This is a genomic window from Mycolicibacterium arenosum (genome assembly GCF_024320865.1).
Lineage (GTDB): Bacteria > Actinomycetota > Actinomycetes > Mycobacteriales > Mycobacteriaceae > Mycobacterium > Mycobacterium arenosum.
In genome coordinates, this window is record NZ_JANDBD010000008.1 from 108,755 (window position 1) to 132,609 (window position 23,855).

The window sequence follows — 23,855 nt, forward strand, 5'->3', positions numbered from 1 at the left end:
CCTGCCCAGACCGCCCGGTGCGCCGGGCAGCGGCTCTCTGGTGGTCGGCTGCGTCGCACCGGCTTGGGTACGATTCGCCACGTTAATCCGACCGAGTAAGCGAGACGAGTTTCATGACGCAGCGATACGACCTGGTCATCGCCGGTGGAGGTCCGTCCGGTGCGGCGGCGGCGTGGCAGGCTGCGCAGACCGGTGCCAAGGTGATCGTCCTGGACAAGGCCGAGTTCCCGCGAGCGAAGCCGTGCGGCGACGGGCTGACCGCCAGGGCCGTGAGCTACCTGCAGAAGATGGGCCTCGCCGGCGAGGTCGCCACCTACCACCGAGTGAATCGCGTCACGGTGTTCAGCCCGAGCGCCTGGGAGCTGTCGTTCCCCAAGCGTCCCGGCATGCCCGACCACGGCCACACCGTCAGCCGCGAGCACCTCGACACCGTGCTGCTCAAGCACGCGGAGTCGGCGGGCGCGCAGGTGCGCCAGGGCGCCGAGGTCACCGGTCCCGAGCTGGACGCGAACGGGCGGGTCATCGGCGTGGTCCTCAAGGGCGGCGAGAAGGTCTACGGCGACGCGGTCATCGCGGCCGACGGCGCCTACTCCCCCATCAAGAGGGCGCTGAAGATCGATTCGGAGTACAACGGCTACTCCGCGATCGCGATCCGCTCCGAGATGCACCTCAGCAGGCCCGACTCGGACAGCCTCGACATCTACCTCAAGCTGGCGTTCCAGGGCGACCAACTGCCCGGCTACGGCTGGGTGTTCCCGATGGGCAACGGGGTCTTCAACATCGGCCTCGGCTACGTCAACAGCTACAAGAACTGGCAGTCGATCAACGCGACCCAGTTCCTCGGCGAGTTCCTCCGCACGCTGCCCCGCGACTGGGAGGTCCCGGCGATCGAGGAGCTGAAGAAGAACAAGAGCGTGCGCGCCTGGCGACTGCCGATGGGCTTCACCGCGTGGCCACCGTGGCGTCCCGGCGTGCTGTTCACCGGAGACTCGCTCGGCGCGGGTAAGCCGGCGTCGGGCGCGGGTATCTCCAAGGCGCTCGAATCCGGCTTGGCCGCAGGCGAATGCGCCATCGCGGCACTGCAGAACGGCGGCCCCGACGACTTCACCAACTACGCGCTGCGGATGGAAGCGGCGTGGGGCCGGGAGTACAAGCGGGGCCGCTACTTCCACAAGCTGGCCGGCATACCGCGGGTCGCCAACACCGGGATCAAGCTGATCGACAACCCCTTCCTGCGTGATCGGCTGCTCAAGTCGCTGTACAAGAAGGAGCAGGGCCCTCAGCACAAGGTCATGTAGCGCGGCGAGGCTTGCGAGCCGCCTTGCCCGCGGCGGCGCGGGCGGCCTGCTTGGCAAGGGTCTTCTCCCGTGCGGTGCGTTTCGGCGCCGGCTCGGCCCGGCCCCGCGACGATCCCGGCTTGCGACCCCGCACGATCCCGACGAACTCCTCGACCAGCGCCGACTGCGGCCCTTCCGGGAAGGCCAGCGCGACAGGGCACACCGGCGCATCGGTGATGGGCCGGTACGTCAGATCCCTGCGGTGGTACAGCCGCGCCAGCGACTGCGGAACGATCAGCGCACCCATCCCCGCGGCGACGAGTTCCACTGCGTCCCAAGTGGTTTCGGGCCTGTGCTCCACGGGGGCGCCGGGAGTATCCGCCCAGGCGACGACGTCGTCGAGGGGCAGCAGGATCGGCTCGCCGTCGAGATCCGCGGCGGTCACCGAGTCCGCCGCGGTGAGCAGGTGGTCGGTCGGCACCATCGCGACCGTCGTCTCCTCGTAGAGCGCGATGAGGGCCAGGCCGGACGAGTCGGCCGGCGGCCGGAGCAGCGCCGCGTCGACGATGCCGTTCCGCAACGCATCGGCCGCCTCAGCCGCGGGGACGGTGCGCAACTGCAGCGACACCGTCGGGTGGCGTTCCGCCCAGGTCCGGGCCCACTTCGCGGGCGTCACACCGGGGACGTACCCGACGGTGAGACGGTGCTGGGTCACCGCATCAGGCTACCGCTGCGCCCCGTCGATAAGCTCGAGCCATGAGCAGGCCGAACGCGCAGTCCATGAAACCCGCCACGGCGGCGAAGAAGCTGGACGTCTACCTACCCGCGACGCCCGCCGAGTTTCAGGCGAACGCGATCACCCGCGCGGAACTCGCCGCCCTGCAGGAGGACCCACCGCAGTGGCTCAAGGATCTCCGCAAGAACGGACCGCACCCGAAGAACCTGGTGGCCGCCAAGCTGGGCGTCTCGATCGCGGGTCTCTCGCGTGGTGGCGTCACCGAGGCGCTCACCACTGAGCAGATCGACGCGCTGCTGGAGGAGAAACCCGAGTGGTTGGTCGCCGAGCGCGAGAGCTTCCAGGCGGTGCTGATCGAACAGCGCCGCCTCAAGGCAGTGCGCGCGGAGCAGGCCCGCGAAGGCTAGTCACCCCAAACGCCAAATGGCCAGTTAGCGTACGCAAATCGCGGAAAAGCGTGTGCTAACTGGCCGTTCGCGCGTCACAACATGCAGCTGACGCAACCCTCCACCTCGGTGCCCTCCAGGGCCATCTGACGGAGCCGGATGTAGTACAGCGTCTTGATTCCCTTGCGCCAGGCGTAGATCTGCGCCTTGTTAACGTCGCGCGTGGTGGCGGTGTCCTTGAAGAACAGCGTCAGGCTCAGGCCCTGATCCACGTGCTGCGTCGCCGCGGCGTACGTGTCGATGATCTTCTCGTAGCCGATCTCGTACGCGTCCTGGTAGTACTCCAGGTTGTCGTTCGTGAGGTACGGCGCCGGGTAGTAGACGCGGCCGATCTTGCCTTCCTTGCGGATCTCGATCTTCGACGCGACCGGGTGGATCGACGACGTCGAGTGGTTGATGTAGGAGATCGAGCCGGTCGGCGGAACCGCCTGCAGGTTCTGGTTGTAGATGCCGTGCGTCTGCACCGACTCCTTGAGTCGCAGCCAATCCTCTTGCGTCGGAATTCGAATGCCCGCATCGGCGAAGAGCTCCCGGACCCTGGCGGTGGCCGGCTCCCACACCTGATCGGTGTACTTGTCGAAGAACTCCCCCGACTTGTACTTCGAGCGCTCGAAGCCGCCGAACGCCGTACCCCGTTCGATCGCAATCCGATTGCTCGCCCGCAGCGCGTGGTAGAGCACGGTGTAGAAGTACATGTTCGTGAAGTCGACGCCCTCTTCGGAGCCGTACAGGATCCGCTCGCGAGCCAGGTAGCCGTGCAGGTTCATCTGGCCGAGGCCGATGGCGTGAGACTGATTGTTGCCCTGCTCGATCGACGGCACCGACCAGATGTGGGTCTGGTCGCTCACCGCGGTGAGCGCACGGATGGAGACCTCGATGGTCTGCGCGAAGTCCGGCGAGTCCATGGCCTTGGCGATGTTGAGCGACCCGAGGTTGCACGAGATGTCCTTGCCCACCTTGGCGTAGGTGAGGTCCTCGTTGAACAGCGACGGCGTCGACACCTGCAGAATCTCCGAGCACAGGTTGCTGTGCGTGATCTTGCCTTCGATCGGGTTGGACCGGTTCACCGTGTCCTCGTACATGATGTACGGGTAGCCGGACTCGAACTGCAGCTCGGCCAGCGTCTGGAAGAACTCGCGCGCCTTGATCTTCGTCTTGCGGATGCGCGCGTCGTCGACCATCTCGTAGTACTTCTCGGTGATCGAGATGTCGGCGAACGGCACGCCGTAGACCCGCTCGACGTCGTACGGCGAGAACAGGTACATGTCCTCGTTCTTCTTGGCGAGTTCGAACGTGATGTCCGGGATCACCACGCCGAGCGACAGCGTCTTGATGCGGATCTTCTCGTCGGCGTTCTCGCGCTTGGTGTCGAGGAACCGGTAGATGTCGGGGTGGTGCGCCTGCAGATACACCGCGCCGGCACCCTGACGGGCGCCGAGCTGGTTGGCGTAGGAGAACGAGTCCTCGAGCAGCTTCATGATCGGGATGACGCCCGAGCTCTGGTTCTCGATGTTCTTGATCGGCGCGCCGTGCTCGCGAATGTTGGACAGCAGCAACGCGACTCCGCCACCGCGCTTGGACAGCTGCAGCGCCGAGTTGATGGAGCGCCCGATGGACTCCATGTTGTCCTCGATGCGCAGCAGGAAGCACGACACCGGTTCGCCGCGTTGCTTCTTGCCGGAGTTGAGGAACGTCGGGGTGGCCGGCTGGAACCTGCCGTCGATGATCTCGTCGACGAGCTTCTCCGCCAGCGTCGTGTCACCCGCGGCCAGCGTGAGGGCCACCATCACGACGCGATCCTCGAAGCGCTCGAGATAGCGCTTCCCGTCGAACGTCTTCAACGTGTAGGAGGTGTAGTACTTGAACGCCCCGAGGAACGTGGGGAAGCGGAACTTCTTGGCGAAGGCCCGGTCGATCAGCGTCTTCACGAAGTTGCGCGAGTACTGGTCGAGCACCTCGCGCTCGTAGTAGTTCTCCTTGACGAGGTAGTCGAGTTTCTCGTCCTGATTGTGGAAGAACACCGTGTTCTGGTTGACGTGCTGCAGGAAGTACTGGTTCGCCGCTTCGCGATCCTTGTCGAACTGGATCTTGCCGTCGGCGTCGTACAGATTGAGCATCGCGTTGAGCGCGTGATAGTCCGTCTCGCCCGGCAGCGCGTTCGGAGCGGTGGTTACAGGTTCTGCAGTGACGGTTGGTGACACGTCTGGTCCTTCCAGAAGTCGGCAAGCCCCTCGCGGACGGCGAAGACGTCGTCCGTGGTGCCCATCAGTTCGAAGCGGTAGAGGAATGGGACGCCGCACTTGCGGGAGACGACGACCCCGGCGTATCCGAATTCGGCGCCGAAATTGGTGTTGCCCGCGGCTATGACACCGCGGATCAACGACCGGTTGATCTCGTTGTTGAGGAAGGCGATCACCTGCTTGGGGACGTATCCCCCAGCGTCGGGATCAGGACCGTTGGCATGACCACCGCCGTAGGTGGGCAGCACCAGAACGTATGGCTCGTGCACCTCGATGCGCTCGCGCAGCGGGATGCGGATCGCGGGCAGTTCCAGCTTCTCGACGAACCGGTGGGTGTTCTCCGAGACGCTGGAGAAGTAGACGAGGTTGCTCATCGCGTTCTCCTCTCCGCCCGCCGTGTACCCGCTATGCCGTGACTGCGACCGACGCGCCGAGGGCCTTGATGCGGTCCGGCCGGAAACCCGACCAGTGCTCGTTGCCGACCACCACGACGGGGGCCTGCAGGTAGCCCAGCGCCATGACGTAGTCGCGCGCCTCGTCGTCGAGGCTGATGTCGACGATGTTGTAGGCGACGCCCAGCTTGTCGAGCGCCTTGTAGGTCGCGTTGCACTGGACACAGGCGGGCTTCGTGTAGACGGTGACGGACTGAGTCATCTGGATCGGCTCCTCGGGCAAGAACTAAACGTGGACCACACGTGACTGGCAACTGCTGGGGTAGTGCTTCTCACTCTGGTAAAGCAGCCTCCGGACCCCTGAAATTCCGGCCGTCCGAGGCTCAGAGTGAGGCGGTTCGGGGCACCGATACTGCCGGAATCTGCGCTCCGGCCGACCCGTGAAAGCTTGGGAACCGTGGGGGTCTGTCGGTCTGCAAGACACTACACCTAGTGTCCGACATTCAGAAGAGATACAAGATGTTCTGAACAACATTCGTGAAATTCCCTGGTCGTAAGCCGACGCGCGGCGTTTCTTCCGGCGTGTCGCACGTCACATCGACCGGCGTGCCGGGCGACGCCCCCCTGTTTACCAGCGGGCACCGACAACCGGCGTCGGCGAACACGCCGACAGCAAAGCCGCCGCCGAATCGGATTCGGCGGCGGCTCGGTGCGACTGCGGTGAGGTGTCAGCCCACCTCGGCGGCGAGCTTGGCGACGATGTCGCCCAGTTGAGCGGCCACCTCGGCGTTCTCCCGAGGATGCTTGCCGTCCAGGGTCTTGAACGGCACCGACAGCTTCAGGTCCTCGACGATGCGAGGACCGGCGATCCCCAGCGACTTGCGGACCTCGTCGTGCGCCCAGACCCCGCCGTACTGCCCGAACGATCCACCGACCACCGCCGCCGGCTTGCCCTTCAACGCACCGTCGCCGAACGGGCGGGAGAGCCAGTCGATGGCGTTCTTCAGCACGCCGGGAGTGCCGCCGTTGTACTCGGGGGTGACCACCAGCGCCGCGTCGGCGTCGGCGGCCGCGGCGCGCAGGTCGGCGACGCTCTGAGCGACGGACTCGTTGTCAATGTCCTCGTTGTAGAACGGCAACTCGCCCAGGCGGTCGAACGGCACCAGCGTCACCCCCTCGGGCGCCACCTCCGCTGCCAGTTCCGCCAGCTGCCGGTTGACCGACGCGGCGCGCAGACTTCCCACCAGAACCAAGACCTTGACCGACATGTGCCCGTTTCCTCCTCGAGTGCGTGAACGTTCGTCGTGATGCTCGTTCATCCAACCGGACCTTGGTCCGGTTTATTTCCCGCTGAGTTTAACGGCGCCCGCTACGGCGGCGGCGCGCCAGGGTCGGGCGGTGGCGGGGGTGGTGGAGGTGGCGGGGGTGGAGGCGGTGGCGGGGGGCCCAGGGTGATCGGGGGCAACCCGGGAATCATGATCACGTTCGGCGGCGGTGGGGGCGGCGGCGCCTCGGGCGGCGGCGGCGCATCCGGGGGCGGAGCGGGTGGGAAGTACTGCTGCGGCGGCGCGATCCCGTTACTGGTGTTGATGACGACGATGGAACCGGGGATCGTCTTGCCCTTCGGCGTGGTGCCCGCGACGGCGCCCTTGGACAGATAGCTGTCCACCGGCGCGGGCTGATCGGGCACCTGGAAGCCGGCATCTCGCACTCGCTTGATCGCCGCGTCGAGCTTCAGGCCGGTCACGCTGGGCACCTCGCTACCGGGGTTGCCGTTGACGTAGCGCGGATCGGTGGGCGGCAGGCTCACCGGACCGAGGTCGTCCGCAATCGGATCCATGGCGAGGAACCAGGTGCGCGCCGGCTCGTTACCGCCGAAGAGGGTCCCGTCGCCGCACTTTCGCAACGGGTACGAGCACAGCCCCGATGGACTCGTGGAGTCGTCGAAGACGTAGTTGACGGCGGCGTACTGATTGGTGAAACCCAGGAACGCCGACGACCGGTGCGACTCCGTGGTTCCCGTCTTGCCCGACATCGGCAGATTCCATCCGACGGAGCCGGCCGCAGCGGCGCCCGTGCCGCTGATGGTGTCCTTGGCCAACGCGTTGGCGAGCGTGTTGGCCAGCCCTTCCGGGACCACCTGTTCGCACGGCGCCGTCGCCAGGGCCACTTCGCGACCACGGCGGTCGAACACCTTGTCGATGGGACTGGGCGGGCACCACGTGCCCCCCGAGGCCAGTGTGGCCGCGACGTTGGACATCTCGAGAGCGTTGAGCTCGAACGGGCCCAGCGTGAAGGAACCGATGTTCTGCCGCTTGATGTAGTTCGCGAGGCTCTCGTCGTTGTCCGGATCGTAGGCTCGGGCCGTGTTCGGAGCGGCATACGACCGCAAACCCAACTTGACCGCCATGTCCACCACGCGGGGCACTCCGACCTGCCGAATCAGGTTGGCGAAAGCGGTGTTCGGCGACTGGGCCAGCGCGTCGGTCACGCTCATCTTGCCGCCGTAGCCGCCGGCGTTCTTCACGCACCACGTCTGAGGCGGACAACCGGGGGTGTTGCTGCTGCCGAGGCCCGTGCCCTCGAACTTCTGTGGGACGTCCAGTTGCGCGTTGATGCCCATGCCCAACTCGAGTGCCGCAGCCGTGGTGAAGATCTTGAAGGTCGAGCCTCCGCCGTCGCCAACGAGGGAGAAGGGCTGCGGTTGCACGGTCTGTCCGGCGTCGAGGTCGAGTCCGTAGGTGCGGTTGTCCGCCATCGCGAGTATCCGGTGTGCGTCCTTGCCGGGCTTGACGACGCTCATCACGCTGGCGACGCCCTCCTCGGTGGGTTTCGCCACCTTGTCGACCGCCGACTTGACGCTGGCTTGGACCTTGGGGTCGAGCGTGGTGCGGATCAGGTAGCCGTCGCGGGCCAGTTGCTCCCTGGTGATACCGGCCTGGGTCAGGTACTGCAGCGCGTACTCGCAGAAGAACGCTCGATCACCCGCACCGATGCACCCCTGGGGCAGCGTGTTGGGCCGCGACAACACACCCAATGGCTCGGCCCTCGCGGCGCGCAGTTCGTCGGCCCGTTCGGGCAGGTTGGTGATCAAGGTGTCGAGCACCAGGTTGCGGCGGGCCAGTGCACCGTCGGGATTCGTGTACGGGTTGAGCGTGCTGGTGGACTGCACCAGCCCGGCCAGCAGCGCGGCCTGCTGCCAGTTCAGCTGCCGTGCGTCGACGCCGAAGTAGGTTTTCGCCGCGTCCTGTACGCCGAAGGCGCCGTTGCCGAACGACACCAGGTTCAGGTACCGCGTCAGGATGTCCGGTTTGGTGAGCGCCTTGTTCAGTTCGAGCGCCATCCGCATCTCGCGCAGCTTGCGGACCGGAGTGGACTCGATGGCCGCGCGGCGTTCCGCGTCGGTCTGCGCGCTGACGAGGAAGTTGTAGTTCTTGATGTACTGCTGCTCGATGGTCGATCCGCCGCGCGTGCTCTCGTCGCCCTGCAGGTAACCGGCCAGGCCCGTCAGCGTGCCCGGCAGATCCACCCCGTTGTGCTCCGCGAATCGCTTGTCCTCGATCGAGACGATCGCCAGTTTCATCGTGTCGGCGATCTTCTCGCTGGGCACCTGCCAGCGGCGCTGGGTGTACAGCCACGCGATGGGAGTCCCCGCGGCGTCCACCATCGTCGAGACGCTCGGCACCTCGCCTTCGAGGATGTCCGCGGAGTCCTGGACCACCACGTCGGATGCCTGCCCCACCACCAATCCCACGCTGCCGACGATCGGGAAGGCCGCGGCGGCCAGGAGTACCGCGCTGAGCACGCAGACGTGCACGAGCCAGGCGAGCGTTCGCATCAACGCACGGCTGCCGGACATGCTCGACAGCGTAGGCCCGTGCGCGAACCGGCCCGAGCGAGCAGTGCCGCTCGTGGCCGTTCGGCCACGTAAAGTGCAGTCATGAGCGTCGGTAACGGCACGGCCGGCACGTCGCCACTGCCGCTGACGAATTCGGTTCCCGTCGAACGCGGCGACGCGGCGCGCAACCGTGCCCTCCTGCTCGATGCCGCGCGCCTACTCGTCGCCGAGCGCGGCGCCGAAGCCGTCACGATGGACGACGTCGCCGCGGCGGCGGGTGTCGGCAAGGGAACGCTGTTCCGGCGATTCGGAAGCAGGGCCGGGCTGATGCTGGTGCTGCTCGACGAGGACGAGAAGATTCAGCAGCAGGCCTTCATGTTCGGGCCGCCGCCGTTCGGGCCCGGCGCTCCGCCGCTCGAGCGACTGCTCGCCTACGGCAGGGAGCGGCTGCAGTTCGTCTGGGATCACCGGGCGCTGCTGTCCGACGCGACTCGCGATCCGCAGACGCGCTTCAACTCCCCCGCCACCCTGCACCGCACGCATGTGCGCTCACTACTTGCGGCCGCGGACACCTCGGGCGATCTCGATGCCCAGGCCGACGCGCTCGTCGCTCTGCTCGACGCCGATTACGTGACGCATCGGTTCGTCGACCTCGGCCGCAGCCTCCGCGAGCAGGGCGACGCGTGGGAGAGCGTGGCGCGCAAACTCTGCGGGCAGTGAGCCGTGCGCTGGGTCCTGCACGTCGACCTCGACCAGTTCCTCGCGTCGGTGGAACTGCAGCGCCACCCTGATCTCAGGGGCCTTCCGGTGATCGTCGGCGGCAACGGCGATCCCCTCGAACCCCGCAAGGTCGTCACCTGCGCCTCGTACGAGGCCCGCGAGTTCGGCGTGCACGCGGGCATGCCGTTGCGCACCGCGGCCAGGAAGTGCCCAGACGCCACGTTCCTGCCGTCGGACCCCGCGGCGTACGACGAGGCGTCGGATCGGGTCATGGGCCTGCTGCGCGATCTGGGACATCCGCTCGAGGTGTGGGGCTGGGACGAGGCCTACCTCGGCTTCGACGACGACACCACCGACCCGGTCGAACTCGCGAACGGCATCAGAACCCTGATCGAGGCCGAGACCGGCTTGTCGTGTTCGGTCGGCATCAGCGACAACAAGCAGCGCGCCAAGGTGGCGACGGGTTTCGGCAAGCCCGCGGGGGTGTTCCGGCTGACGGACGAGAACTGGATGACGACGATGGGCGACCTCGGTGTCGACGCACTCTGGGGCGTCGGACCCAAGACCGCCAAACGCCTTGCCGCACTAGGTGTTACGACCGTCGCCGATCTCGCCGCGACCGATGCGAGCCTGCTCACGGCGACGTTCGGTCCGACCACGGGACTCTGGATCCTGCTGCTGGCGAAGGGCGGCGGCGATGCGGCCGTCAGTTCCGAGCCGTGGGTGCCGCGGTCGCGCAGCCACGTCGTCACGTTCCCGCGCGATCTCACCGACCTCGCGGAAATGGACTCCGCCGTCACTGATCTGGCCCGCCGCACCCTCGCCGAAGTCGACGCCGCGGGGCGCACCGTCACCAGGGTCGCCGTGACGGTGCGCACCAAGACGTTCTACACCCGAACCAAGATCCGCAAGCTGGCGCACGCGGGCAACGACGCCGACCCGATCGTCGGCACCGCCCTGGACCTCCTGCACCAGTTCGAACTCGACCGCCCGATCCGACTGCTCGGCGTGCGACTCGAACTCGCCGTGCCCACCGAAACCGGTCGGTAGCCCGTACTACCGTCGAGTCGTGCTGCAGACCATCGCCGTCCGGGGCTACCGATCGCTGCGCGAACTCGTCGTGCCCTTCGCGGCGCTGACCGTCGTGACGGGGGCGAACGGCACCGGCAAGTCGTCGGTGTACCGCTCGCTGCGCCTGCTCGCAGATTGCGGGCGAGGGGACGTCGTCGGATCGCTCGCGCGCGAAGGCGGACTCGAGTCGGTGTTGTGGGCCGGCCCCGAGACGACCGGCGGCGCCCGCCGAACGGGATCGACGCAGGGCACCACCCGCACCAGGCCGGTGGCACTCGAACTCGGCTTCGCCTCAGATGATTTCGGCTATCTCGTCGATCTCGGGCTGCCGCAGTACGCCGGGCCGGGCTCGTTGTTCGCGCGCGATCCCGAACTCAAACGCGAGATCGTGTTCGCGGGTGACCGGATGCGACCCGCTTCCACGCTGGTGCGGCGCGGTCGCGACTACGTCGAGGTGGCCGACGAGTCCGGGCGCGGCTTCACGGAGTTGACCCGTGCGCTGCCCGCCTACCGCAGCGTGTTGGCCGAGCACGCCGGCGCGCTGCCCGAGCTAGCCGCGGTACGAGACCGGTTGCGGGGCTGGCGTTTCTACGACGGCTTCCGCGTCGATGCGGCCGCGCCCGCGCGAGCGCCGCGGGTCGGCACCCGGACGCCGGTGCTGTCCGATGACGGCGGTGACCTGGCCGCGGCGGTGCAGACCATCGTCGAAGCGGGTTTCGAGGATCTCGAGCGGGCGGTCGCGGACGCCTTCGACGGTGCGACCCTGTCGATCGCGGTCACCGACGGCCTCTTCGAGCTCCAACTTCACCAGCGCGGCATGCTTCGGCCGCTGCGTGCCGCCGAATTATCCGATGGCACTTTGCGTTTCCTGCTGTGGGGCGCCGCGCTGCTGAGCCCCAGCCCGCCGTCGCTCATGGTGCTCAACGAGCCGGAGACCTCGCTGCACCCCGACCTGGTTCCGCCGCTGGCGGCGATGATCGCAACCGCGGCGCGGACCACGCAGGTGGTCGTCGTGACGCACTCGCAGACCATGCGCGAACGGCTCGCGGCGGTGGACGCGCTCGAACTCGAACTCGTCAAGGAGTGGGGCGAAACGCGATTGGTTGGCCAGACGCAGCTGACCGCCCCGCCGTGGGACTGGGGGAAGCGCTAGGGCTCACCGTGTTTTGGTGGGCCGCAGGGCGCGGGTGAAGATGACGTTCACCTGCCGCATCGCGACGCTGTAGGGCCACCACGCCAGCCGCTTGAACAGGTAGAGCGCGCGAATGTCGGGAGACGTGTAGACCAGGTAGCGGTTGCGGCGAACGCCGACCAGAATGCGGTCCGCGACGTGCTCGGGAGTGACCGCGTGGCCGCCGAACCGGTCCACCCACTTACGCACCTGCGGATGGTCGCGATCCACACCCGCGATCTCCACGGTCTGGACCAGCGGGGTTTTCACGGCACCGGGGACGACGAGCGACACGCCGATCTTGTGGCGTGCCAGGTCGAAGCGCAGCACCTCGCTGACGCCTTGTAGACCGTACTTGCTGGCGCTGTAGGCCGCGTGCCACGGCAGTGCCACCAGGCCCGCCGCCGACGACACGTTCACCAGGTGCCCGCCGCGGCCGGCCTTCACCATCGGCGGCACGAAGTTCTCGATGACGTGAATGGGGCCCATCAGGTTGATGTTGACCATCGACTCCCAGTGTCGATGGTCGAGCGTGCTGACCGTCCCCCACGCTGACACCCCGGCGATGTTCATCACCACGTCCACTGCGGGGGCGGCGCCTCCGATGGCCTCGTGGATGTCCGCGGCGAACGCGGCCACCTGGTCGTGATCGGAGACGTCGAGCACTCGGTGCGCGGTGACCTCGGCGCCCAGGGCTCGACAGTCGGCGACCGTTTCCGCCAACCCCTCGCCGTTGCGGTCCGTGAGGAACAGTTCGGCGCCCTCGGCCGCGAGCACGAGCGCCGTCGCCCGGCCGATCCCGCTGGCCGCACCGGTGAGGAGGCACCGCTTACCCGCGAAGTCCTTGACCGTCATGCCGTGACCCTACCGATCAGCCCGCGGGATCAGACGTGACCGCCGCCCCACAGCGCGTTGAGCCACAGCGCCTCGAGGACGGCGACGGCGCGGCCGGCATCGCCGCGCCTGCCGACGAAGGCGCTGTCGCGGGACAGCGTCATCGCCGTCGTCGCGGTCAGCATCCGGACGAGGCCCGCGACGTCGTCGGAGATCGGCCGGGCGCCGGAGTCCTGCTTGACGACCGTCACGATCTTCTCGATCAGGGCGTCCTCGAAGTCGTTCATCATCTCGCGGATCTGCGAGTCCGTGTTCTGCGCGATGGTGCTGGCGGCCATGATCGGGTCGTTGCTCGCGAAAACCGCGGCGGCGCTGCCGACCATGCGCTTGGCGAAGGCCTGCGGCGACTCCTCGGGATCGCGGGGTGCGAAGTCGTGAGTGAGGTCGTCGAGCTCGGCGAGGGCGTCCTTGACGATGAACGCGAGGACGTCGTACTTGGAGTCGAAGTAGAAGTAGAACCCCGATCGCGCGACGCCGGCCTTCTCACTGATGGTGCTGACGGAGAGGTCGGCGAACGCGTGGTCCTCGAGCAGCTCACGCACCGCGGCGACGATCGCCTCCCGCTGCCGGTCGCCGCGGCTGCGGCGAGCCTGCGGTGATGGAGCCGGGTCGGCGGTCATGGGCAACAACCTTTGCATCCGCGACGCGCTCCATCAAAACTTGACATGCGTCAAGTCTGCCCTACAGGATGGTGCTGGCGAGTGAGATCGCACACATCACCTCGCCGAATGTCCCAGCCCTAGGAGATTGCCGATGGCGACGATCAGCACCCCCGAGTATTTGCTCGACAAGGCCAAGCGGCGGTTCACACCGTCGATCACCAACTTCCCCGGCATGGGCGCACTCGAGCGCAGGCTGTTGCAGACCGACTTCCCGCAGAAGCCGATGGCGACCCCGCCGCCCGGCAGCGACCTGAAGACGATCATGGGCGACGCGGGGCTGCCGGTCGTCGGCCACATGGTCGAGATGTTCCGCGGCGGCCCCGACTACCTGCTGCACCTCTACCGCAAGTACGGCCCGCTCTACTACGCCGACTCCCCCGCGCTCGCCGCGGTCGCCGCACTCGGCCCCGACGCCGCGCAGGCCGTCTACTCGAATCGCAACAAGGACTTCTCGCAGCAGGGCTGGGTGCCGGTGATCGGCCCGTTCTTCCACCGCGGCCTGATGCTCCTCGACTTCGACGAGCACATGTACCACCGGCGGATCATGCAGGAGGCGTTCGTCCGCACCCGGCTGGTCGGATACCAGGAGCAGGTCGACCAGGTCGTCACCCAGGTCATCGCCAACGACTGGGTCACGAACGACTCGCGGTTCCTGATGTATCCCGCGATGAAGGAACTCACGCTCGACATCGCGTCGATGGTGTTCATGGGCCACGAGCCGGGCTCCGACCACGAACTCGTGACGAAGGTCAACAAGGCGTTCACCACCACCACCCGTGCGGGCAACGCGATCATCCGCACCGGTGTCCCGCCGTTCACGTGGTGGCGCGGCCTGAAGGCACGCGAACTGCTCGAGGACTACTTCCGCGCCCGTGTCGCCGAGCGCCGCGGCAAGGAGGGCTCGGACCTGCTGACGGTGTTGTGCCAGACCGAGGACGAGGACGGCAACAAGTTCTCCGACGACGACATCGTCAACCACATGATCTTCCTGATGATGGCCGCGCACGACACGTCGACGTCCACGGCCACCACGATGATCTACCACCTGGCGAAGAATCCGGAGTGGCAGGAACGCTGCCGCGACGAGTCCGACCGTCTCGGTGACGGTCCCGCGGACATCGAATCGCTCGACAAGCTCGAGTCTCTGGATCTGGTGATGAACGAGTCGATCCGGCTGGTGACGCCGGTGCAGTGGGCGATGCGCCAGACGGTGCGCGACACCGAGCTCCTCGGCCACTACCTGCCCAAGGGCACCAACGTCATCGCGTACCCGGGCATGAACCACCGGCTCGAGGAGTTCTACCCGGACCCGATGAAGTTCGACCCGCTGCGCTTCACCGAGCCGCGCAACGAGCACAAGCAGCACCGCTACGCGTTCTCCCCGTTCGGCGGCGGCGCGCACAAGTGCATCGGCATGGCCTTCGGCCAGTTCGAGGTGAAGACGATCCTGCACCGACTGCTGCGTAAGTACCGGCTGGAACTGCCGCACTCCGGTTACACCACCGAGTGGGACTACGGCGGCATGCCGGTGCCCAAGGACGGGATGCACATCGTCCTGCGACCGCTGCGCTGACGTGCCGAACGAATCGTCAACTCGGCGAGACGGATTGGCGACCGCGGGCATCGTCTCGCTGGCCGCGATGCGGATCGGCATCGGCGCCATGGCGTGGGCCAAGCCGGACCTGACCGCGAGACTGTTCGGCTTCTCCGAACCCGACGGCCAGGCGCGCTACGCGTGGCGGCTGTTCGGCGTCCGTGACGTCGTCGTCGGACTGGGCACGGTGACGTCCCGCGGCGACCGGCGCAGAAGCTGGGCGGCGGTCGGCCTCGCGTGCGATGTCGCCGATGGCGCGGCGGGCACGCTGGGCAGGGCGGACGTGAAGCCGATCAGCGCGGCCGCGATGATCGGAGTGCCCGCTGCGGCAGTCGGTTTCGGCGCCTGGGCGCTGACCAGGGGCGGCCGCTAGCAGGCGAGCCTGTTCGCGCACGCCACGACGGCGCTCAGCGCCGACTCGGTGGCGTCGTCCGACACGCCCATGCCCCACTCGGCGTGCGCGCCGTCGGTGCCCCGCACGAACGTCGTGATGCCGGCGGCCGAATCGAGCTGGTGGAACCTCAGCAGTTCCACGGGAACCCCACGGGCGTGCAGCATGACCGTCAGGGCGGCGACGGGACCGCTCCCGGCGGCGGTGCAGGTGCTGATGGAGTCGCCGACGGCGATGGTGGCGCGGTAGTTGCGGGCTTGCGGCCCCAGCCTGCTCGCCGGCCGCTGCGCATCGGTGCACTCCCATTGACGTAGTCGCACCGGCCCGCCGGCGGGACTGTGGCTGGCGATGACTCGGGTCCAATCCATCTCGGCGACCTCCTCACGCAGGCCGCGCGGCAGAGGCGCGTCGAACAACTCCGCGAAACGCGACTGGGGTTGTGGTGGAGCGGTCATGGCGTCGGTCTTCTCTCGTTGACGAGTGACCGACTGGCAGTAGCTTCCGACCCACAGCGGGGGGTCGGTCCGAGATCAGACCCCGCTGTGGGGAGCTACTACGAGGATGTGACGCACGGAAGCGACAGTAGACCTCGTCGCACAGGTGGCGCAAACACCTTTTCGGCTAGGGTTCTGCGGCTGTGACGGTCGCCGAGTGGTTCCTGCTCTTCGCGGCGGGCATCGGTGGCGGCCTGGCGGGCAGCATCGCGGGCCTGGCCTCGGTGTCCACCTATCCCGCCCTGCTGCTGATCGGCCTGCCGCCGGTCACCGCCAACGTCACCAACACCGTCGCGCTGGTGTTCAACGGCGTCGGTTCGGTGTCGGGGTCGCTGCCCGAACTCCGCGATCAGCGGGACCTGCTCAGGAGGTTCGTGCCGATCGGCGTCGCGGGCGGAGCGGCGGGCGCGGCCCTGCTGTTGACCATTCCCGCCGAGGGCTTCGAGAACGCCGTGCCGATCCTGCTGGCCTCCTCGGCACTCGTCATCGCGCTCCCGCATCGCAAGGACGCCGAGCCCGCGCCACCGACCACCGCGCGGACGGTTCTGATCGGTGCGGCCCTGTTCGGGATCTGCGTATACGGAGGCTTCTTCGGCGCGGCGGCCGGTGTACTCATGCTCGCGCTCTTCCTGCGCGTCGGCGCCCGCACGCTGGCCGACGCCAACGCGACCAAGAACGTCGTGCTGGGCGTCGCAAACCTGGTGGCCGCGGTGATCTTCATCGTGTTGTCGCCGGTCGCCTGGACCGCGGTGGTGCCGATGGCGCTGGGATGCCTGCTCGGGGCGCGGCTGGGGCCCGTGGTGGTCCGCCGGGCACCTGCGGGGCCGATGCGGCTGGTGATCGCCGCCGCGGCACTCGCGCTGGCGATCAAGCTCGGGTTCGACACCTACCGCTGAGGCTCACTCGAACGGGTTGTCGCCCTTGGCCACCCGTGTCCCGAGCTCCAGGAGGCCGACGGCGGACTCGTGCAGACGCTCCCCCGCTTCGCGATTGGCCCGGCCCGCCAGGTACCGCGACCACGTGCCCTCGATGACGATGCCGAGCTTGAAGCACGCGAGCGCGACGTACCAGTCGAGCGCGTCGGCGGTTCGCCCGCTCGCGGCGAGGTAGGCGTCGAGAAGCTCGGCGCGTGTTGCCAGTCCGCCGAGCGAGGCCAGTTCGGCGCCGGCGTTGATCGTGTTGATCCCGCTCGGCCAGCACACCATCATCCAGCCGAGGTCCAGCAGCGGATCGCCGACGGTGCACATCTCCCAGTCGATGAACGCCGCCAACTCGGGTCGCTCACGATGGAGCAGGACGTTGTTCAGGTGAGCGTCGCCGTGCATGATGCCCGGTTCGCCGTCGGCGGGCCGGTTGTCGTTCAGCCACCGCGCCAGCTCGTCTGCGGGCATGGTCGCGGGGTCGTAGCCGTCGTGGCGGTAGCTCTCGAGCAGGCCGAGGAACTGCGGAACCTGGCGCTCGAGAAAGGATCCCGGCTTGCGGATGGCGGCCAGCGGACTGCCCTCCCAGGCCACGTCGCCGAGCCGGGCCAGGCTGGCCGCGTACGACAACCCGACCCGATGGCGCATCTCGGGGTGCGAGACGTACGGCGCCGCAACCTCGTTGCCGGGGTTGAACCCGTCGACCTCCTCCATGAGGTAGAACACGACGCCGAGCACGTCGAGGTCGTCGCATCCGGCGATGAAGCCGGGATGGGGGACGTCGGTGCCTGCCAAGGTGCGGAGCACCGCGATCTCACGCAGCATCGTCTTGTCGCTCGTCGGCCGCGGGTGCAGGGGCGGTCTGCGCAACACCATCGGCCTGCCGTCGATGCGCAGGTGCACCACGATGTTCTGGGTGCCTCCGGTCAGTGGGGCGACGTCGGTGACGTCGGAACCGAGGCCCTGCTTGCGAACCCACGCCTGCACCGCATCGCGATCGGCGTCATCGAGCGTCGGCAGCGCGCTCGCGTCATCGACCACGCTCAGAGCCCGAACTGGTCGTCGATGACGCCGAGCCAGATCTGCGCCGCGTCGATGGCGACCTTCTCGCTGATGAAGGCGTGCTGCGTGCCGGTGTAGATATCGCGGAAGGCGCGCTCGAGCCTGCTGCCCTCGCGGATCGAACTGGTACCGGCCGCCAGATGCGCCCACTCCGCGCACGCGCGCGCCACGTCGGTCGCGTACACGGCGGCGACGCGCATGTCGGCGCGCAGAACCGGCGTCAGCTCCCCGCCCGCGGCGACGGCGGCTTCGGCGCACGTGAACGCGTCGAGCACCAGCAGTCGCGCGGCACGCCACGCCGCGACGTGATGGGCGAGGCCCTTCTGGAACGTCGGCCTGCTCGCCAGGGAGGCCATGTCGCTCATCCGGAACTTCGTGGCGGCGAGCTCCTGCACGTCATCGAGCATGCTCTTGGCCACGCCCAGCGCCCACGACGCGTGGCCCGCCGCGGTCACCGGCATGAGACCCATTCGGGTGGCGGGCGAAGCACCGCGCACCGGGGTGCGGGCGAAGAGTTCGAAGGTCCGGGACTCCGGCACGAACACGTCCTGAATCGCGTAGTCGTAGGAGCCGGTGCCCTTGAGCCCCTGCACATGCCAGCCGTCCTCGAAGATCACCTCGTCGCGGGGCACGATCGCGACGCGCATGTCCGGCACGCCCTCGGCGAGCAGGCGGGGCTGCCCGTCGTCGGTCGGCATGAACCCCGCGGCGACGTACTCGGCGTGGCCGGTGCCGGACCCGAAGCTCCACGCCCCGGTGAGCCGGAAGCCGCCGTCGCCCGCCTCGCCGGTCCCGTTCGGGAAGAACTGGCCGCCCATGGTGACCCGGTTGGCGTTGGCGGTGAACACCTCCGCGAATCCGTCATCGGGCAGGTAGGCCGCGGCGGCGAACGACGAGGGCAGGTTGGCGATCCCGATCCACCCGAAGGAGCCGTCCTGCCAGGCCATTTCGATCCAGGTCTCGATCATCTCCGTGAAGCTCGGCTCGACCCCGCCCGCCGCGACCGGATTGAAGGAGGCCATCAGCCCGGACGCCCACATCCCCTCGACGATCGCGGGCGCCAGCGTGCGCAGTCGCTCGGACTCGGCGGCTTCCGCGCGGACCAGCTCACGCAGGCCACGGGCGAGGGAAGTGGGATTCGTTACGGCGGGGGCGTCGACGACCATGTGCTACATCGTGGCGGGGACCCCGCGATCCTCGTGGCGGAATGCCGACGCTGGTTCTCCTGGGAACAGCTCGCCGTCAGTCGAGCAGCCGGCGCGCGACGTTGGTGGTCACCAGATCGAGCAGTTCGTCACCCCGGCCGGCGAGGATGGTCCGGATCGCGTACAGCGAGAATCCCTTCGCCTGTTCGGCGGTGATCGCCGGCGGGATCGAGAGCTCCTGGCGGGCGGTCACGACGTCGACGACCGCGGGGCCATCGTGCGCGAAGGCCTCGGCGAGCGCGCCCTCCAGATCGCCCGGCGCCTCGACACGTCGGCCGTACAACCCCATCGCGCGAGCCACCGCGGCGAAGTCCGGGTTGACGAGATCGGTTCCGAAGTTGACGATGCCCGCGGCCTTCATCTCGAGCTCGACGAAGTTCAGCGACGAGTTGTTGAAGAGCACCACCTTGACGGGTAACCCGTTCTGGCTCAACGTGATCAGTTCACCGAACGACATCGTGAGGCCGCCGTCGCCCGCGAACGCCACCACCTGGCGCCGTGGAAACGCGGTCTGCGCTCCGATCGCGAGCGGCAGCGCGCACGCCATCGTCCCGTGGTTGAAGGAGCCGACGAGCCTGCGCCTGCCGTTCATGGTCAGGTAACGCGCCGCCCACACCACGGGCGAACCGACGTCCACGGTGAACACAGCGTCGTCGGCGGCCAGCCGATCCACCAGTCCGGCAAGGTATTCCGGGCGGATCGGCTGCTTGTCACGGTCGTTGACCGCAAGCGAGTCCAGGGTCTTGCGAGTCTTGCGATAGTGCTTGAGCGAGCGATCCAGGTGCGTGGCGTCCAGTTTGTCCACGAGCATCGGCTGCAGCGCGTCGAGGGTATCGGCGACCGTCCCGACCAGACCGAGTTCGATCGGGGTGCGCCTGCCGAGGTTGCGGCCCCGCACGTCGACCTGGATGACCCGGCCGTGATCGGGATAGAACTGCCCGTAGGGGAAGTCGGTGCCGAGCATCAGCAGAGCGTCGGATTCCTTGATCGCCTTGTACCCGGAGTGGAAGCCGAGCAGCCCGGTCATTCCGACGTCGTACGGGTTGTCGTACTCGATGAACTCCTTGCCGCGCAGGGCGTGCACGACAGGCGCCTTGAGGGTGCCCGCCAGCCGGATCAGTTGGTCGTGGGCGCCCGCCGCCCCTGCGCCACCGAGGATCGTGACGCGCTCGGCGGCGTTCAGGATGTCCGCGGCCCGGCGCAGCGACGCGTCGTCGGGGCGCACGACCGACCGGGTGGGTGCTATCGGCCGGGTCAACCAGCCGGTGTCGGGGCCCTGCGACAGGAAGATCTCGCCGGGGATGACGACGACCGCTACGCCGTTCTCCTCGACCGCGGCGCGCATCGCCATCTCGATGATGCGCGGCGCCATCTCGGGCGTGCCGACGAGTTCGCAGAACACGCTGCACTCGCGGAACAGATCCTGCGGGCGCGTCTCCTGGAAGTACTCCGATCCGATCTCACTGCGCGGGATGTGGGCGGCGATCGCCAGCACCGGCACCCGACTGCGCTGAGCGTCGTACAGGCCGTTGATCAGGTGCAGGTTGCCCGGCCCGCAACTGCCCGCGCAGACCGCCAGCTGCCCGGTGAGTGCCGCGTCGGCCGCAGCCGCGAACGCGGCGTTCTCCTCGTGCCGGACGTGCTCCCAGCTGACGTCGCCGGAGCGCCGGATGGCGTCGGTGAAGCCGTTGAGGCTGTCGCCGGGGAGGCCGTAGACGCGGCGCACGCCGCTGCGGGTGAGTGCCTCGATCAGTTGAGCAGCAACCGTGGCCATCCGCGCCTCCCGTAATCGTGATTTCGGCGTGAAAACGATCGCTGGGCGAACGTTTTCACGCCGAGATCACTCTACTTACTTGGGGGCGAAGCGCTGCCCGGCGTCGAGGCGGATGCACTGGCCGTTCAGCATCGGGTTGTCGACGATCGCGGTGACGAGCTTCGCGTACTCCTCGGGCTTGCCGAGACGCTTCGGGAACGCCGCGTCCTTGGTGAGCGCGGTGGCGAACTCGTCGGGAATCCCCTTGGTCAGTCCGGTCGCGAACAGGCTCGGGGCGATGGCGAGCACCCGGATGCCCAGGCTGCCGAGGTCGCGGGCCATGGTCAGACACATGCCGGCGATGGCGGCCTTGGACGCGGTGTAGGCGACCTGTCCGATCTGGCCTTCGAACGCGGCGATCGAGGCGGTGTTGATGATGACGCCGCGCTCTTCGGCCTCGTCGTCGACGGGCTCCTGCTTGCTCATCTGCCAGGCGGCGAGCCTGCTGATGTTGAACGAGCCGATGAGGTTCAGGTCGACGGTCTGCCGGAACGAATCCAGGCTGTGCGGCCCGTCCTTCTTGATGGTGCGCTCGCCGATGCCGCCGCCCGCGGTCGTGACGATGATGTGCAGGCCGCCGAGCGCCTCGATGGCCTCGTTGAGGACGGTCTCGGTGCCCGCGAAGTCGGTGACGTCCACTTCGAAGAAGCTCGCCCCGATCTCGGCGGCGACGTCCTTGCCCTCCGACTGCGGCCGATCGAGGATCGCCACGCTGGCCCCACGCTTGACGAGAGTCTCCGCCGTGGACCTGCCGAAGCCCGACGCACCCCCGACGACGATCGCCTTCTTGCCCGAGATCTCCATCCAACTCCCTTTCCACATTCAGCTCAGTGTGTAACGCACCTGGCGAGGTCACTTTACGGTAAGCCTTTCGGCACCCGGACTCGGTACCTTGGGCGACATGCCCACAGCGGTCGCCCGCCCCAGCGGACTCGTCGGCGTCGCCACAGCAGCGGTCGCGATCGGCGTCGCCCAACTCGCGGCGGTGCCATTCGGAGCGCAGGCCGATTCGCGGACCGCGGTGGGGTCCGCCGTCATCGACCTGACGCCGGGGCCGGTCAAGGAGTGGGCGATTCAGCTGTTCGGCACCGCCGACAAGTTGGCGCTGTCGATCCTGGTGCTCGGCGTCATCGCGGTCATCGCAGCGCTCACGTCCACCCTGGAGACCAGCCGAGTACCACTGGGCAGCATCGCGATCGTGCTGGCCGGGATCGCGGGCAGTGCCGCCGTGCTCAGCCGGGCGGGCTCCGCCTGGTACGACGTCCTGCCCACGCTCGCCGGGGCCGTCTGCGGCGTCGCGACCCTGCGGCTGCTGGTGTCGGGCCGATTCACCGACGCGAGCCCCGCCGCCGACCCCGCAGCGGACGCACCCGACCGAGGTCGCCGATTGTCGCTGATCACGCTGGGGTTCCTGGCAGGCGGCGCGGTGGCCGGCGTAGCGGGCGCGGTGTGGACCCGCGCCAGGACCTCGGTCTCCGGCGATCGCACCGCCTTCCAGCTGCCGACCCCCGCGGTCGAGGCCGCACCGATTCCGCCGGGGGTGCAGCCGAAAGGCGTGACCCTGCCCCCGTTCGTCACTCCCAACGCGGACTTCTACCGCATCGACACCGCGCTGTCGGTCCCCCAGCTCAGCCGCGACGCGTGGCGACTGCGGATCCACGGCATGGTCGACCGCGAGGTGGAGCTCGACTTCGCCGCTCTGGACCGCTTCGAGGTGATCGAGAAGGTCGTCACGCTGACGTGTGTCTCGAATCCCGTCGGCGGCGACCTCATCTCGAACGCCACCTGGACCGGCTACCGGGTGCGGGATCTGCTGGCTCAGGCCGGTGTTCACGCCGACGCCGACATGGTCATGTCCACGTCCATCGACGGCTTCACCGCGGGCACTCCCACCGAGGCGCTCACCGACGACCGGGACGCACTGCTGGCCGTCGCGATGAACGGCGCGCCGCTGCCCACCGAGCACGGTTATCCGGCGCGGCTCGTCGTTCCCGGTCTGTACGGCTACGTGTCGGCGACCAAGTGGGTCGTCGACCTCGAGCTGACCCGGTTCGACCGCGCGCAGGCGTACTGGACGCGACTGGGCTGGTCGGCACGCGGGCCGATCAAGACTCAATCGCGGATCGACGTGCCGCGCAGCGGGCAGGACGTGCGGCCGGGTCCGGTGACGTTCGGCGGGGTGGCGTGGGCGCAGAACCGCGGCGTGCGCGCCGTCGAGGTCAGCATCGACGACGGCGAGTGGATACCCGCGGAACTGGGCGAGCAGTACTCGAACGAGACCTGGCGACTGTGGAGCTACCAGTGGGACGCCCGCGGCGAGGGACCGCACGAGATCCGGGTGCGGGCCACCGACGGCGACGGCGTCGTGCAGACCGCTGACCTGGCCGACGTGGTTCCCGACGGGGCCACCGGTTGGCACACGGTGGCGTTCGCGGTCACCTGAAGCCTCACGCCGCCGTCAGTCGGTGCACCGTCACCCCGGTCTCGGTGAGCACGCGAGCCACCCCGCCGCCGGTCACCACTTCGACCGCCATGTCGGCGGCCAGGCACTCACGCACGGTCGGCGCGAACACGTGATCCCCCGAAGCCACCACCACTCGCTCGAAACAGCGCTTCGCCCAGGCGATGTCGACTGCCTGAAGTAGCGCCCGATCGGCGCCGTTGCGGCCCCGACCGGTGAGCAAGCGGATACCGCTGGGCAGCGCATCCGCGACGGTGAACGCCCGCGACACGTCGACGGCGACCATCACCCCGTCGTCGTTGTAGACCCCCACGCTGGCGGTGTAGAGCCGCCATGCCCTACTCACCGACCGCGGCGTGACCCGGCACAGGTTCTCCAGATCGATCAGATGCAGCGTGCGCGGCACGTGCCTGCGGTGCCTGCCGCACGGACGATGCGCTTTGCGACCCTTTCCAACGGTCATGTCGT

Annotated in this window: 23 protein-coding genes; 9 read left to right on the top strand and 14 right to left on the bottom strand. The window is 68.1% G+C overall.

Annotated elements, in window-relative coordinates; translation table 11 throughout:
• Positions 1 to 113: 113 nt before the first annotated feature.
• Positions 114 to 1,298 (top strand): NAD(P)/FAD-dependent oxidoreductase, encoded by a 1,185-nt coding sequence (locus NM203_RS19620; RefSeq protein ID WP_255061929.1) that lies wholly within the window; start codon positions 114 to 116, stop codon positions 1,296 to 1,298.
• Here NM203_RS19620 and NM203_RS19625 read toward each other — a convergent pair.
• On the bottom strand, positions 1,291 to 1,992 hold the full coding sequence (locus NM203_RS19625) for a LysR family substrate-binding domain-containing protein (RefSeq protein WP_255061930.1): 702 nt from the start codon (positions 1,990 to 1,992) through the stop codon (positions 1,291 to 1,293). The two genes, NM203_RS19620 and NM203_RS19625, sit on opposite strands and share 8 nt — an antisense overlap.
• Before the next feature lie 41 nt (positions 1,993 to 2,033).
• On the opposite strand from NM203_RS19625, the gene NM203_RS19630 reads away from it, so the two are divergent.
• Positions 2,034 to 2,420 (top strand): DUF5997 family protein, encoded by a 387-nt coding sequence (locus NM203_RS19630; RefSeq protein ID WP_255061931.1) that lies wholly within the window; start codon positions 2,034 to 2,036, stop codon positions 2,418 to 2,420.
• A gap of 74 nt (positions 2,421 to 2,494) precedes the next feature.
• Here NM203_RS19630 and nrdE read toward each other — a convergent pair whose 3' ends face one another.
• The 5 genes from nrdE to ponA2 form a co-directional block, all read right to left on the bottom strand.
• Entirely contained in the window at positions 2,495 to 4,660 is a 2,166-nt protein-coding gene (gene nrdE, locus NM203_RS19635; protein ID WP_255061932.1) for a class 1b ribonucleoside-diphosphate reductase subunit alpha, read from the bottom strand.
• Positions 4,630 to 5,073, bottom strand: a complete 444-nt coding sequence (gene nrdI, locus NM203_RS19640; RefSeq protein ID WP_255061937.1) for a class Ib ribonucleoside-diphosphate reductase assembly flavoprotein NrdI — start codon at positions 5,071 to 5,073, stop codon at positions 4,630 to 4,632. Before nrdI ends, nrdE begins: the two co-directional genes overlap by 31 nt.
• A gap of 31 nt (positions 5,074 to 5,104) precedes the next feature.
• Positions 5,105 to 5,353, bottom strand: a complete 249-nt coding sequence (gene nrdH, locus NM203_RS19645; protein ID WP_255061939.1) for a glutaredoxin-like protein NrdH — start codon at positions 5,351 to 5,353, stop codon at positions 5,105 to 5,107.
• 466 nt (positions 5,354 to 5,819) lie between these two features.
• The gene (locus NM203_RS19650; protein WP_255061941.1) at positions 5,820 to 6,359 is read right to left on the bottom strand and encodes an NAD(P)H-dependent oxidoreductase; all 540 of its coding nucleotides are present in this window, start codon (positions 6,357 to 6,359) and stop codon (positions 5,820 to 5,822) included.
• A 101-nt stretch (positions 6,360 to 6,460) separates the two neighbouring features.
• Positions 6,461 to 8,950, bottom strand: coding sequence for a transglycosylase/D,D-transpeptidase PonA2 (ponA2, locus tag NM203_RS19655; RefSeq protein ID WP_255061943.1), 2,490 nt, complete (start codon positions 8,948 to 8,950; stop codon positions 6,461 to 6,463).
• Positions 8,951 to 9,031: 81 nt separating this feature from the next.
• On the opposite strand from ponA2, the gene NM203_RS19660 reads away from it, so the two are divergent.
• From NM203_RS19660 to NM203_RS19670, 3 genes are read left to right on the top strand one after another with little or no spacing between them, the layout of a single operon-like run.
• Positions 9,032 to 9,649, top strand: a complete 618-nt coding sequence (locus NM203_RS19660) for a TetR/AcrR family transcriptional regulator (RefSeq protein WP_255061944.1) — start codon at positions 9,032 to 9,034, stop codon at positions 9,647 to 9,649.
• 3 nt (positions 9,650 to 9,652) lie between these two features.
• Positions 9,653 to 10,699: a DNA polymerase IV gene (locus tag NM203_RS19665; protein ID WP_255061947.1), complete on the top strand. Its 1,047-nt coding sequence runs from the start codon at positions 9,653 to 9,655 to the stop codon at positions 10,697 to 10,699.
• Positions 10,700 to 10,718: 19 nt separating this feature from the next.
• Positions 10,719 to 11,873 (top strand): AAA family ATPase, encoded by a 1,155-nt coding sequence (locus NM203_RS19670; protein WP_255061948.1) that lies wholly within the window; start codon positions 10,719 to 10,721, stop codon positions 11,871 to 11,873.
• Between the two features lie 3 nt (positions 11,874 to 11,876).
• Here NM203_RS19670 and NM203_RS19675 read toward each other — a convergent pair whose 3' ends face one another.
• Together NM203_RS19675 and NM203_RS19680 are read right to left on the bottom strand one after the other, a co-directional pair.
• Positions 11,877 to 12,746 (bottom strand): SDR family oxidoreductase, encoded by an 870-nt coding sequence (locus NM203_RS19675; RefSeq protein WP_255061949.1) that lies wholly within the window; start codon positions 12,744 to 12,746, stop codon positions 11,877 to 11,879.
• 29 nt (positions 12,747 to 12,775) lie between these two features.
• Complete coding sequence (locus NM203_RS19680) at positions 12,776 to 13,405, bottom strand: TetR/AcrR family transcriptional regulator (RefSeq protein WP_255061950.1); 630 nt, start codon at positions 13,403 to 13,405, stop codon at positions 12,776 to 12,778.
• Positions 13,406 to 13,538: 133 nt separating this feature from the next.
• On the opposite strand from NM203_RS19680, the gene NM203_RS19685 reads away from it, so the two are divergent.
• Together NM203_RS19685 and NM203_RS19690 are read left to right on the top strand one after the other, a co-directional pair.
• Positions 13,539 to 15,020 (top strand): cytochrome P450, encoded by a 1,482-nt coding sequence (locus tag NM203_RS19685; protein WP_255061951.1) that lies wholly within the window; start codon positions 13,539 to 13,541, stop codon positions 15,018 to 15,020.
• A gap of 34 nt (positions 15,021 to 15,054) precedes the next feature.
• Entirely contained in the window at positions 15,055 to 15,414 is a 360-nt protein-coding gene (locus tag NM203_RS19690; RefSeq protein ID WP_255061952.1) for a hypothetical protein, read from the top strand.
• On the opposite strand, the gene NM203_RS19695 is transcribed toward NM203_RS19690, so the two are convergent.
• Positions 15,411 to 15,887: an alpha-isopropylmalate synthase regulatory domain-containing protein gene (locus NM203_RS19695; protein ID WP_255061953.1), complete on the bottom strand. Its 477-nt coding sequence runs from the start codon at positions 15,885 to 15,887 to the stop codon at positions 15,411 to 15,413. The two genes, NM203_RS19690 and NM203_RS19695, sit on opposite strands and share 4 nt — an antisense overlap.
• A 182-nt stretch (positions 15,888 to 16,069) precedes the next feature.
• On the opposite strand from NM203_RS19695, the gene NM203_RS19700 reads away from it, so the two are divergent.
• Positions 16,070 to 16,822, top strand: a complete 753-nt coding sequence (locus tag NM203_RS19700) for a sulfite exporter TauE/SafE family protein (RefSeq protein ID WP_255061954.1) — start codon at positions 16,070 to 16,072, stop codon at positions 16,820 to 16,822.
• A 3-nt stretch (positions 16,823 to 16,825) separates the two neighbouring features.
• Here NM203_RS19700 and NM203_RS19705 read toward each other — a convergent pair whose 3' ends face one another.
• The 4 genes from NM203_RS19705 to NM203_RS19720 all read right to left on the bottom strand — a co-directional run bounded on the left by NM203_RS19705 (position 16,826) and on the right by NM203_RS19720 (position 21,730).
• Entirely contained in the window at positions 16,826 to 17,887 is a 1,062-nt protein-coding gene (locus tag NM203_RS19705; RefSeq protein WP_255061955.1) for a phosphotransferase family protein, read from the bottom strand.
• A gap of 2 nt (positions 17,888 to 17,889) precedes the next feature.
• Positions 17,890 to 19,074 (bottom strand): acyl-CoA dehydrogenase family protein, encoded by a 1,185-nt coding sequence (locus NM203_RS19710; protein WP_255061956.1) that lies wholly within the window; start codon positions 19,072 to 19,074, stop codon positions 17,890 to 17,892.
• 76 nt (positions 19,075 to 19,150) lie between these two features.
• Positions 19,151 to 20,887, bottom strand: a complete 1,737-nt coding sequence (gene poxB, locus NM203_RS19715; protein WP_255061959.1) for a ubiquinone-dependent pyruvate dehydrogenase — start codon at positions 20,885 to 20,887, stop codon at positions 19,151 to 19,153.
• 75 nt (positions 20,888 to 20,962) lie between these two features.
• Positions 20,963 to 21,730: an SDR family NAD(P)-dependent oxidoreductase gene (locus NM203_RS19720; protein WP_255062275.1), complete on the bottom strand. Its 768-nt coding sequence runs from the start codon at positions 21,728 to 21,730 to the stop codon at positions 20,963 to 20,965.
• 97 nt (positions 21,731 to 21,827) lie between these two features.
• On the opposite strand from NM203_RS19720, the gene NM203_RS19725 reads away from it, so the two are divergent.
• Entirely contained in the window at positions 21,828 to 23,369 is a 1,542-nt protein-coding gene (locus NM203_RS19725; protein ID WP_255061960.1) for a molybdopterin-dependent oxidoreductase, read from the top strand.
• A 4-nt stretch (positions 23,370 to 23,373) separates the two neighbouring features.
• Here the strand turns inward: NM203_RS19725 and NM203_RS19730 are convergent, their stop codons facing one another.
• Positions 23,374 to 23,850, bottom strand: a complete 477-nt coding sequence (locus NM203_RS19730) for a type 1 periplasmic-binding domain-containing protein (protein ID WP_255061961.1) — start codon at positions 23,848 to 23,850, stop codon at positions 23,374 to 23,376.
• Between the last annotated feature and the right edge of the window lie 5 nt (positions 23,851 to 23,855).